Annotated in this window: 9 protein-coding genes; 4 read left to right on the top strand and 5 right to left on the bottom strand. The window is 46.4% G+C overall.

What is annotated here, in order from left to right:
- Positions 1 to 150 precede the first annotated feature (150 nt).
- Positions 151 to 606: a redox-sensitive transcriptional activator SoxR gene (soxR, locus tag MHM94_RS02155; protein ID WP_235418638.1), complete on the bottom strand. Its 456-nt coding sequence runs from the start codon at positions 604 to 606 to the stop codon at positions 151 to 153.
- A gap of 70 nt (positions 607 to 676) precedes the next feature.
- Here soxR and MHM94_RS02160 point away from each other — a divergent pair, with 70 nt between their 5' ends.
- Positions 677 to 1,219, top strand: a complete 543-nt coding sequence (locus MHM94_RS02160) for an NAD(P)H-dependent oxidoreductase (RefSeq protein WP_235418639.1) — start codon at positions 677 to 679, stop codon at positions 1,217 to 1,219.
- Positions 1,220 to 1,501: 282 nt separating this feature from the next.
- Positions 1,502 to 2,194 carry a response regulator transcription factor gene (locus tag MHM94_RS02165; RefSeq protein ID WP_022945043.1) on the top strand — a complete coding sequence of 231 codons (693 nt, stop codon included), beginning with the start codon at positions 1,502 to 1,504 and terminating at the stop codon, positions 2,192 to 2,194.
- A gap of 91 nt (positions 2,195 to 2,285) precedes the next feature.
- Here MHM94_RS02165 and MHM94_RS02170 read toward each other — a convergent pair whose 3' ends face one another.
- The 4 genes from MHM94_RS02170 to MHM94_RS02185 are packed head-to-tail and all read right to left on the bottom strand — an operon-like array spanning position 2,286 to position 5,412.
- Positions 2,286 to 3,062 carry a CsgG/HfaB family protein gene (locus tag MHM94_RS02170; RefSeq protein WP_045978885.1) on the bottom strand — a complete coding sequence of 259 codons (777 nt, stop codon included), beginning with the start codon at positions 3,060 to 3,062 and terminating at the stop codon, positions 2,286 to 2,288.
- A complete protein-coding gene (locus MHM94_RS02175) occupies positions 3,062 to 3,484 on the bottom strand; it encodes a curli assembly protein CsgF (protein WP_022945045.1) in 423 nt (140 codons plus the stop codon). The genes MHM94_RS02170 and MHM94_RS02175 overlap by 1 nt, the downstream gene beginning before the upstream one ends.
- Complete coding sequence (locus tag MHM94_RS02180; protein ID WP_045978886.1) at positions 3,478 to 3,864, bottom strand: CsgE family curli-type amyloid fiber assembly protein; 387 nt, start codon at positions 3,862 to 3,864, stop codon at positions 3,478 to 3,480. The genes MHM94_RS02175 and MHM94_RS02180 overlap by 7 nt, the downstream gene beginning before the upstream one ends.
- 39 nt (positions 3,865 to 3,903) lie before the next feature.
- Positions 3,904 to 5,412: a curlin gene (locus MHM94_RS02185; RefSeq protein ID WP_235418640.1), complete on the bottom strand. Its 1,509-nt coding sequence runs from the start codon at positions 5,410 to 5,412 to the stop codon at positions 3,904 to 3,906.
- A gap of 823 nt (positions 5,413 to 6,235) precedes the next feature.
- On the opposite strand from MHM94_RS02185, the gene MHM94_RS02190 reads away from it, so the two are divergent.
- Both MHM94_RS02190 and MHM94_RS02195 read left to right on the top strand, forming a co-directional pair.
- Positions 6,236 to 8,740, top strand: a complete 2,505-nt coding sequence (locus MHM94_RS02190) for a S8 family serine peptidase (RefSeq protein ID WP_235418641.1) — start codon at positions 6,236 to 6,238, stop codon at positions 8,738 to 8,740.
- A 333-nt stretch (positions 8,741 to 9,073) separates the two neighbouring features.
- A complete protein-coding gene (locus MHM94_RS02195) occupies positions 9,074 to 11,992 on the top strand; it encodes a TonB-dependent receptor (protein ID WP_045978888.1) in 2,919 nt (972 codons plus the stop codon).
- Positions 11,993 to 12,164: the final 172 nt, after the last annotated feature.

The raw sequence follows: 12,164 nt of genomic DNA on the forward strand, positions 1-12,164 counted from the left end.
AGTAAGACGTTACTCTATGCAATAAACAAGTGAATTTATACATTTAAATACAGAAATTTAACATCTTTAGGCCGGCCCAAAGTGACTCCCCTTATAGCTCACTGAGTGATTGTCTGCGCTCTGTAATAAACAGCCTGTGCATTGTTGGCGCTAGTCTCCCAGCTCAGGATGATCCAATAACACGGCTCCATCATCGACATTGGCGAGCTTATCTTCAGGGTTATAAATAGGACAGCGTTGCATCGATAGGCAGCCGCATCCAATACAGCCATCAACATAGGCGCGTACTCGTTGCATGTAGGCAATTTTTTCATCGAGTTGGCGCTGCCATTGGCGTGACATGTTGGCCCAGTCTTCTTTATTTGGGGTGCGTTTTTCGGGCAGGGTACTGAGTGTTTCTTTTACCTCCTCTAGGGTGATCCCCATTTTTTGTGCGGCCTTGATAACCGCAATGCGCCTTAGTACATCTCGCTTGTAGCGGCGTTGATTTCCTTGGTTTCGCCAACTGCGAATAAGTCCTTTTTTCTCGTAAAAATGCAGCGCCGATACGGCGACCCCAGCACGTTTGGCGACAGTGCCGACAGATAAATTTGCTTCCAATGTCATTTTGTTGTTGACCTAAACTTAACTTGAGCTTTTAGCCTTAGGTTAAACATACAAATGCAGGAAAGCAATTATGAACCAACATGTTATTATTTTTTCAAGTGCTAGAAGCCAAGGTAACACCCGGCAAGCTGCCGACACTCTCGCCCGACACCTAGGTGCGCAATTCATTGATTTAGACGCTTATCAGATTAACCCATATCGGTATGATATTCGCGAACAAAGCGATGATTTCCGCGCGTTAATCACGCGATTACTGGAGTTTGACCATTGGGTATTTGCATCGCCCGTCTATTGGTATAACACCACACCGCAGATGAAGGCGTTTTTTGATAGACTCACTGAATACATGGATCAGCCCCAATTGCGTAGCCAGTTACGACAACTGCGCACTAAGCAAGCATCCTTGCTCTCCACTAGTTACACCGAGCGGGCGCCGCAAGCGTTTGTGGACCCTTTCATCCATACTGCCACCTACCTAGGGATGCAATTTGTCACTCACTATCATGCTGGCGCTGCAGACCCTGAATCTGTAGCCGTGCAATACCCTAAAAGACAAATGTGGTGGCGCAAGTTGTATGCCTTGTTGAACACTCAAGCAGGCCTTATTAGATAAATTAGTGATTATTTTGCAATTATCCGTTCAAGCGCAAAATTAGCTGAATATAAAATGAATGTCTGCGAGTGGTTACTATCTCTAGACGCCATTAAATTTATTAGTTCACAGAGTGCATTTTTGCACTCTTATGATGCAATAAAGACGTTGTTAGAGGCTTAGCTCTATTGTTGTTATGTAAACAAGATGTTTATTTTGTGCGGGGTTAGTCTTGATAGTAAAGCTTAAATAGGTACACTCAATGCTCCCCCCCAGTGTTTGGGTGCTTCAGAGGAAGAAGTAATGAATAACAAGCAGTTGTTTGTCTTAACAAAAGATAATGCAAATACTCAAAGCGACGATTTCTTGTTGTTACTCAAAGTATTGGAAACGCTCGCAACAACCGTTAAGGTCGATACCCGCCTGCCTGAGGTGGGTGAGCGCGAACACATTGCACTATTTTTAGTGGATGCTGCGTATTGTGATTGCCAAGAAATGCTCAGCGAGGAGATCATTCAGTTAGCGCGCCAGCACAGTGTTGCGGTGTTTAATGCTCAGCGTCACGCGCTCAACGAGCGCACAGCGCTGCTGGCGAATCTCAAAGGCGCGCTTTATAACGATGACAGTCCTGAGCATATGTTTAAAGGCGTGCGCCGCGTCCTCGGCGGCGAGCTATGGTTTTGCCGCAAGGCTATCTCCAATGCTTTTGGCGATCTAATTCAACAGCTCCCCGCCACCGATGCACTATCGGCGCAACGCCACAGCGATATCGACTTAAGTGTGCTAACCGCACGGGAAAAGTCGGTGATTTCATTGTTGGCTAAGGGGGCTAAAAATGATGATATCGCCTGCGCTTTGAACATCAGTAACCACACAGTGAAAACGCATATATACAGTGCTTTTCGTAAGACCAACTCGCGTAATCGTATTGAATTGGCCAATTGGGCACAGCGCTATATTCCAGTGGCATCTCGCGTTATGGAACAACGTCAATAACCTGCTCAGCATGCAATTGAACGCAAGGTTATCATTGAGCAAAAATAAAGGCGCCAAACGAGGCGCCTTTATTGTGTCAGTGCAGAGGTGATCAACTGGCTCGCGCCGACCATACCCCTTTGTTAATGCCGTCTTTTATGAGTAACGTCAGTGCTTTTTCAATCGCTTGCGTGACACAAATATGCATGGGTTCGTTATCACTGAAGCCCGCTTCGGCTTCCAACAAGCGCTTGTAACTCACATAGCGGAAAAAGCCAGCACGCATCTCTTGTGAGAGTACTTTTTTGCTGGTGGCAACCGACAGCAATACCTGCCCGGTGCGCACATCGACCGCACGCATGTAAATAGAGATAACATCCTCACGGTACAGCTCTGAGGCGCCGATACCAAAGTATTCTGCACCTAGGCCTCCGGTTTTTACGTTACTGTCGTAACTGATGATCCCGCCCTCAAGAATGATTTTAGCGGTGGTTAATGGCGGCAGCTCTGGGGCATTGTCGCCCTTATCACTCATCGCCGCTCGCACGATTTTTCGCTCTGTAAGCAAGTTTTGTAATCCTTCACGCTCCACGGGCACAAACCAGTCGGTTTCATGCAGCGCTTGCATCAGAATAGAGTTTGCACCTTGGGTTACGGCGGTAGAAAACGAGCTGACGTTCTCTTGCGGCTTATATTGTCCCGTTTGGTCGCGAAATGAATAAACTGAGACGGGAATCGCGCCTCTGGGATTAGGTAGCGCTTTCAGTTCGGCAAAGGTTTCTGTGAGCGCCAATTGCTCAGCAATTTGCTCATCTGGGGGCACAGTCGAGGTGATAGCCGAACAGCCGCTGAGCAAAGCCAATAATAAAAATGCACATATACGTTTCATTAGCCAAACCTCGGTACTTCAATTACGGTGACAGTGCCATCCAGGGTATTGGTTATTTGCACGGTGATACTATCAGGGGTGCTGGTGATAATCTGGATTTGATAGTCGCCACTCATAAAGATGGAGTCTTGGTTAAAAATACTGTCTTCAACATCGTCACCGAAAGCGATATCGGTAATTTCACGAACCATGCGGTTGAGGTACGTACGCTCCAACGATTCTTGAAACTTTTCACCATAGGTTTTTTCACTGATAGGGGCTCGGTGCTTGTTTTGGGCTTGTGCTTTAGAGAGCAACATATTGGCATTTAACGGGTTTCCGCCAAATGATGGGTTAATAGGTTTGTATACAAGCTCAGTGGCCATCAGTGGCAGTGACGCACAAAGCAAAAGTGCATAAATTATTGTTTTCATTTTTACCATCCACTTGCTGCTAGATCAGGGGAGTGTTGTTTAAATCTGGCGCGCGCCATGGCGTCCATAATCGCGAACATCGCGCTTTCGACGCGCTCTTTAAGTGGCCCACCACGTCGGCCCATAAAAGTGACGTATACCAATTCATTATTCATGAGTACTTCAAGGCGGGTGCCAGCACGAGGGAGCACCGTTTCTTTGATCACCACGTTGGTGCCGCTGGTGTCAGGTAGATCGCGCCATAACTGTGAGAAATTAAAGTAAAATTGGTGGCCAAAGCGGCTAATACTGCGATCGAGTACGAGGCCGTCAATTTCCACTTCTTGTGCTTTGCTTGACGTGTGAGTCAGGGCAAGGAGCACAATCAGAGTGCTGAGAAAATACTTCATCATCGGCTGAAAGGGAGGGTTACCCCTCCCATTAGAGCTTTACTGTTGTACAACAGTTGCAGAGTTATAGTCACCGACTTGAGTGACAGCAACGGTGTTACCAGTGCCCATAACCGAGCCTTCAACCAAGTTACCCTCACCAAGTTGACTGATAGACACAGTATTACCTTCACCTGCGACTGCGAACGCACCTTGTCCCATGCCGGCAACCATGTTCATGCCGCCTTCTTGGGCGATATCAATGCTGTGGCCACTGCCTTCTACCATGAGGTCGATAGCATTGAGCTCACCACTTTGTACCAAGTCGACTTGGTTGCTTGAGCTTTCCATCACTGAGCCCATGGTCAATACAGCTTCATTGCCCATGCCACTTTGAGTAATAGCGATATCATTATCGTTGCTGGCAATGCTTGGATCTGGGTAAGATGATTCAATAACAGCGGTGTTCATGTCACCAGATTGGGCAACTGCTACGTCGTTGTCATTACCGTTGAAGTTAACAACATGCGTGGCGTTATCGTTGCCGATTTGCATGGCATCAAACTCATTGTTGTTACCTAGCACGCCAAGGTACACTTCGTTGCCACTGCCATTTTGGGTTGCGCTGAAATCGTTCTCATCGCCTAATACCTCAGCTGATGCTGCGTTATTATCACCCATTTGCATAACGTTTAGCTCGTTTCCATCACCAGAGAATAGAGCCGACTCAAAAGTATTCGCGCTGCCTTCTTGATCAATTGACAGAGCATTTTCATTGCCCTCGATAGAGACGATATCAGTGCTGTTATTCGCGCCTTCCTGCTCAACAGCGAGTTCGTTCTCATCTCCGAAAATATCGCCAATGCTGATGACGTTGGTATCGCCTAGCTGTTCACTGGCAAATTCGTTCATGCTGCCATTAATAGAAGTGACGGATAGTTGGTTCCAAAAACCATCCTGCTCTACGCTCAGGTCGTTGGCATCACCTTGAACCGACGTAAATTGCGCTTCGTTCCATAGTCCAGCTTGCTGTGCATTAACCACGTTGGCATTGCCCTGCATATCCAGGTTGTAGAACCAGTGTCCGCCATCGCCCTGAACAACATTAACTTGGTTTGCATCGCCGCCAATCACGTTGATGGCCTCATTGTTGATGCCTAAGAAACCAGTGCCATTTTGCTCAACCGCGATTTGGTTGTCACTGCCAGTCACTTCGCTTAATGCGCCATTCGCTTCGCCATCTTGGTTGTAGGATTGCTGGTTGTTGTCGCCTTGTGTGGTCACCAACACCACATTGCCGTTACCTATTTGCATGGCATCTGTTTGGTTACCATCACCTACCGTAGTGATCTCAGTAAGGTTGGCGTCGCCTTGCTGCAAAGAGCTGGCGCTGTTACCTAAACCCTGTACAGATGTTTGTGAAATTGTGAGCTCATTGCCAACGGCGGCTGCACGCTCTACGTTAGCAAGTGCAGATGTTGACCCAGGTTTGTCTTCGCTTTGAGCGTAAGCACCTGTTGATAGGGCCATCGCGATGGCGCAGGTTAAAATAGATTTAGAAAGCTTCACGCTTATCTCCTTGTTGTTTGTTATTACTGCGACGACGTTACAAATGAAAAGGCTCATCTCAGGGTTGCCGACCTGAGCTGGGTTAATCAAAAAAGCGTGTAAACGAGCGCAGCGTTGTTGTCCTAAAAGGTGTTGGCAGTAGTAAAAGCCAACGGTCACTGGTGCGTATGGCGTCATTCCTTTGCCTTAGCCGTAAATAAGTAGCCGGGCGCTGGAATACGGAGAAGCCTAAGAGTTCGGTAAGCGTTGGGAGAGAAATAAAACTCGTCACTAAGTTGCAATTACGAATATGCATGGGAAAAACTTGCTTCCAATGCTTTGTTGAGTAATTGCAACGAGCCATATTCCCTCCTGGGTCATTGATAGTTGCATGCACAATGCATGGATTGGTGCTGCAAGGTATCAATATTAGTAATACTCATTTTCCTACCGAGGTATTCACTCTAAGTTCACTTTGAAAGCAGATAAATTAGCAATTTTTATGGTTGGTTATTTGTTTATTAAAATCAGTGTGTTGTGTTTGTTTTTGTAGCTTTTTATGGTGGAGGTTAGCGGCTGCTACCAAAAAAGCATGAGAAAAAATGAGTTGAAATTGCTCGAAGTGGGATCAAAAAAAAGCATGAGAGACTAAACCTTTTTGGATTAAATTTAACAAAAAAGAGTGGTTTTTAACTTTCTGTTCATTTTTGTTTTGCGTGTTCCTAAAACAGTCGCTACAACAAAGAGGTTGCCACACATTGACTGCGTATGTGCTCTTTTGGAGAAGAGATACTTACTTCTGTGTACCTTCGGGCCACACGGACAACTTCTATGGAATAGATCTATGAAAACCAAACTATCTGCGCTGACTTTAGCGCTCGTTCCGGTACTTTCATTAAGCGCTCACGCGGGCGTTCACATTAAAGATACAGCTGCCACTGACAATGACGACAGCATCCTTGTGGTATTCAAACAAGGCACTTCTGCCGCAGTGCGTGCTCAAGCACGGTCTTTAGTCAAAGCAAAAATCAGCGATTTGAATGCTGACGAAGTTGATGATCGCTACAAGCATGTGCTTGGTGGTCGTCTTGCTAATTTTAAACTCGATGGCGTCAGTGCCAAACAAGCCTTGGCGGCACTCAATAAGCACCCTGGTGTGGAATATGCCGAGCCAGATTACCAAGTAAAAGCATTAGGCGTGCCTGATGACAGCCGTTTTGACGAGTTATGGGGCCTTCATAACCTTGGGCAAACAGGTGGTACAGAGGATGCAGATATTGATGCTGTTGAAGCATGGGATATTACCACCGGCTCCGCAGATGTAATTGTCGGTGTTATCGATACTGGTGTTGATTACTCACACCCCGATCTTGCTATGAACATGTGGGTGAACCCAGGTGAAGTTGCTGGTGACGGTGTGGATAACGATGGCAACGGCTATATCGATGATGTTCACGGTATTAATGCCATCACTGGTGATGGCGACCCTATGGATGACCAAGGTCATGGCTCGCACGTCTCTGGCACCATCGGTGCATCCGGTAATAATGCTGAGGGCGTTGTCGGTGTAAACCACGAAGTATCCATCGCAGGTTGTAAGTTCCTCAGTGCAGCAGGCACGGGTTCAACATCGGATGCGATTGAGTGTATCGATTATTTCGTGGCCCTGAAAAATGACGGTCACAACATTCGTGTTACCAACAACAGTTGGGGTGGCGGCGGCTTTAGCCAAGCGCTTGCGGATGCCATTACGGCGAGCGAGAATGCCGACATTCTTTTCGTTGCCGCTGCAGGTAATGACGCGGTTGATAACGATGTTAACCCTCACTACCCATCGAGCTATGAGCATGAATCAGTGCTTTCTATTGCCAGTACAACGCACACCGATGCGATGTCGGGGTTCTCACAATGGGGCTTAACAAGTGTTGATATGGGGGCTCCAGGCAGCGCTATCCTCTCTACTGTGCCGGGGGGCGGTTATGCGTCCTACTCTGGTACCTCAATGGCCACACCTCATGTTGCAGGCGCTGCAGCGTTGGTGCTGTCGGTGAATCCGAGCTTGAGTGCAGTAGAAGTGAAGCAATTGCTAATGAGCAGTGGCGATGCGAATGCTGACTTAGATGGAATGACCGTTGCGGGTACACGTTTAAATGTGAACCAAGCGGTGATTGATGCTGACCCTGAGCCAGGCTTTAGAATGACGGCTGCGCCCCGTAACCAAGAGATTGTTGCCGGTGACACTGCGACCTATGAGCTGAGCTTTAGTTCGGTGGCCGAGTGGCAAGGAACAATCGACCTTGCGCTTGTTGCAGGCATTGATGGCGCAAGCTTGTCGAGCAACACTGCACAGCCAGGTGATGTGGTTACGCTGAGCGTGCCAACGACGGCACAAACGCAATGGGGTGAGTACAGCTTTTCCATTGATGCAACCTCGGGTGATTTAGCACAGCAAAAGTCAGTTGATCTATACGTATTACCTCAGGGGTTAACTGAGTTTAGCTATGAAAACACCACGGCTGTGGACATTCCTGATAATGACGCAACAGGTATCACGTCAGTGATCACTGTTGCAGATGACGTCACGGTGTTTGATACCAATACCTTCGTAGATATCAGCCACACTTGGATTGGCGATTTGATTGTCACGCTTACTTCGCCATCAGGCACGGTAGCTACGCTTCATAATCGCAGTGGCGGTAGTGCGGATGACATTAACGAAACCTTCAACTCAGAGGCCTTTAATGGTGAAGTGGCCACCGGTGATTGGACGCTAACGGTGTCTGATAATGTAGGTGCTGACACGGGGACATTAAACGCTTGGACCCTTAACCTTACAGGCATTGGCGAAGTAACGGCGCAGCCGCCGCAGGCAGGCTTTAGCTATGACGTTAATGACCTAAGCGTGCAGTTTACAGATGCAAGTTCTGATGTGAACGGCGATATTGTTAGTTGGATGTGGGACTTTGGTGACGGTGCCAGCAGCTCTGATGCTAGCCCTATGTATACCTACACAGATTATGGCACGTACAGTGTAAGCCTGACTGTGACCGACAGTGAAGGTAACAGTGATACCTTAACTCAAGAAGTCACTTTAAGCGCAGATGATGTGCAACTCGAAGTGGTACGTGCTAATAAAACACGCTTAGGCTTTATGCGCGTTGAACTGGCATGGCAGGGAAGCAGCGCTGAGCAAGTGGATGTGTACCGTAATGGCGAGTTCTTAGAAAGCACTGCCAATACCGGTGGCTATCGTGACTTTGAACGCCGCGCAGACCAAACTTCTTACACCTATCAAATCTGTCAAGAAGGCGATATTTGTTCGAATGAAGTGACAGTGACTTTCGAGTAACTATAAACAGCAGTGCAAAGCACTGACGCAATGATAAAACCCCGAACTCAGTTAGTTTGGGGTTTTTTTATTGACGACTATGTCGTCGCTAGGTGAATGCATGTGTTGCAGTTACCCGAGATGAGGTAATAAGTCATACAAATTGACATAACCAGAACAAAAATTAATCCAGGTAAAGATTTATTTACATAATTATTAATGGTGCACGAAAATAGTGCTGTTTTTTATTGTAAAAGTTGAGAATTATATGTAAAAAGTATGTTGTGAGTTACATGATTTAAACATAATGCTTGTCATGGTTCGCTTTATAACAATAAATTCAGGGAATTAACAATGTTCAACAAATCTTCAATTAGCAAAGCTATTCAATATTCTTTGTTGCTTGGCACTGTTGCTTCGGGCACCGCGATTGCTGCGGAAGAGTCTGACCGAGTCAAAGAAGTCGAAAAAATTCAAGTTACAGGTTCTCGTATTGTAAAACCTAAACTATCTCAACCTGCCCCTATCGTGACGATCGGCGCAAAAGACATCGCTCAAGCAGGTGTCCCTGACCTAGGTAGTGTTCTCGCAGAGCTTCCGGCGATAGGTTCGACAGACACTCTGATTGGTAACAACGACAGCAACGCACTAGCTGGTGTAACCTCTGCTGACTTACGTCGCCTAGGTGCTGCTCGTACTCTAACTTTGGTAAATGGCAAACGCCATGTTGCCGGTGCACCTGGTAGTGCTCAGGTGGACTTAAATACTATTCCTGCGGCGCTAATCGAACGCGTTGAGGTTATCACCGGTGGCGCATCAGCTATCTATGGTTCTGACGCAGTTTCTGGTGTTGTAAACGTTATCCTTCGTGATGACTTCGAAGGTTTCGAGTTTAATGGTTCTGTAGGTAATTCTACAGAAGGTGTTGGTACTAAAAACCACTCTTACAGCATCGTCGGCGGTGCCGAAGTGTTTGATGGCCGCGGTAACGTTACTTTCTTCGCAGGTAAAGATCGTATTCGTGAAGTAATGGCAAATGATATTCGTCAAGTTAATCACTATGGTACGATTCAAAACCCAGAGAACACTGGCGAAGAAGATGGTATTCCAGATCAGCTAACCGTACCTAATGTAATGTCAGAGCGTATCAGTGAGAACGGTGTTATCAACCCATTTGGAGCCGCTGGTTCAATTTGGACATTTGATAATAATGGTGTGCCAGAGCTTATGCCTGAGCGCGAATTCACCAATAGCTTTGCTTTTGGTAGTTTCCCTGATGGATGCCAATATTGCTTTAAGACTCAAGATTATGAAAATGTTTATCCTGACTTAGACAAAACAACTGTTGGCTCAACTTTTAACTTTGATTTGAGTGATAACCACTCTTTCTACAGTGACTTTAAATTTGTTCGCTCAGATATCAAGCAGCAGTTCCAGCCTTCATTCCGTTTTGGTAACGTGGCTATCAATGTTCAAGATAACCCGTACCTAGATGAAACGTTGCGTCAAGACTTGCTTTCTCAAGGTACTGAAGTTGCAACATTCTCGAAATTCTTTGGTGAGCTTGGTAACCGTAGCGCTGCTAACAAGCGTGAGCTATTCCGCTTCGTAGGTGGTTTTGAAGGGTACTTCACGTTAAGTGAAACAGACTTCACTTATGACACTTATTATGTGTTTGGTCGCACAGACAACGTTCGTAATACCTTGAACGATCTTATTCCTGATAATTTTGTTGCTGCTCTGGACGCGGTAATTGACCCTGCTACAGGTGAAGTGGCATGTCGTAGCCAAGTGCCTTCTGCGCAAGGTGAAGGTTATACTGATCCAGCAAGTGTGAATGGTGGTGACTGTGCGCCATACAATCCATTTGGTTTCAACCAAGCGTCACAAGCTGCTAAAGATTGGGTAAGTGCTGATGTAACGCGTACTGACAAAATTACCCAAGAAGTTGTTGGTGGTTACGTTGCGTTTGATAGTGCAGAACTATTCGAGCTACAAGGTGGTCCAATCGGCATTGCAACCGGTTTCGAATACCGCGAAGAAACATCAGAAACCATTACTGATGAGTTCTCTAAAGCAGGATTCTTAACCACAGCGGCAACACCGGATTCATACGGTGAGTACGATGTAAGTGAAGGTTTCATCGAATTGAGCTTCCCGATCCTTGCAGGTATGTCGTTCGCTGAAGAACTGACAGTAGACGCGGCATATCGTACTGCAGACTACTCACACACTGGCTCAAGCAGCTCGTGGAAGGTCGGTCTAATGTATCAACCTTTCGATGACTTACGTATTCGCGGTACTATCGGCGAAGCAGAGCGTGCTCCGAACATTGCAGAGGCGTTCGATCCACAATCTCCAGGCTTCGGTCGCGTATCCGATCCATGTGATGCGGATAACATTGATGATAACCCGAACCGTCGTGCAAACTGTGCTGCGCTGGGTATTCCAGCTGACTTCCAAGCTAACGATAACGTGAGTGTGGATACGCTAAGTGGTGGTAATCCGGACCTTAAACCAGAGAAGTCAACTTCATTTACTGGTGGTTTAGTATGGACCCCAAGCTTTGCTGAAAACTTCTCAATGACCTTAGACTACTATGACATTGAGATTGAAGATGCGATTTCATTCATCGCAACACAAAGTATCGCAGACAACTGTGTTGATGCGGCTGGCGGTATCGATGAGGCGTTCTGTAGCCAAGTAGACCGAGATCCAGAAACGTTCGACATTGAGCTAGTTCGCTCTGGTTATCTAAATGCGGCAGCTATCACTACACGTGGTATTGACGCCGACTTTGACTATCGTACTGACTTAGCTGACTTTGATATTGACGGTGAGCTTACCTTTAACCTGTTCATTAACCACTTGATTGAACTAGAAGATTTCGAGTTCCAGAATCGTCCTGATAAAGTGAATGTCGAAAATGGTGAAGTGGGTGACCCTGAATGGCAAGGTCGTTTCACTGTTCAGTACACTTGGCAGGATCTGAACCTTACGTGGACGACACGTTACACTGACCGTTCAGCGCGCTTTGATGTATCACCAGAAGGGGATATTGAAGAGGATATTTCTCCTGCATATGTAGGCAGTATTGTTACTCACGATCTATCTGCTCGGTACCAGTTAACAGATAACATGCGCGTAGACTTGGGTCTTCGTAACCTTACTGACAAACTACCTCCTGCTTATATCCAGGCAAGTGGTGGTAACGAAGCCATTTACGATGTAGTAGGTCGCCGCTTCTTCGCAAATGTTAATGTAACCTTTTAAGGTAAAGTTAAAATTAACAAAGCCCCTGCGTAGGGGCTTTTTTTGTGCCCAAAATAGCAATAGGGTGTTTTTTTGCAATTAAAGGTAATTGTAGCGAATCTCTGTAGATGTTAATTTATTCTATAAGTGTCCGTTTCTGTGTTATTTCTTAATTTGCAACTTATGTCTCTTG

The organism is Pseudoalteromonas sp. CNAT2-18.1, assembly GCF_022347865.1.
Taxonomy (GTDB): Bacteria; Pseudomonadota; Gammaproteobacteria; order Enterobacterales; family Alteromonadaceae; genus Pseudoalteromonas; species Pseudoalteromonas ruthenica.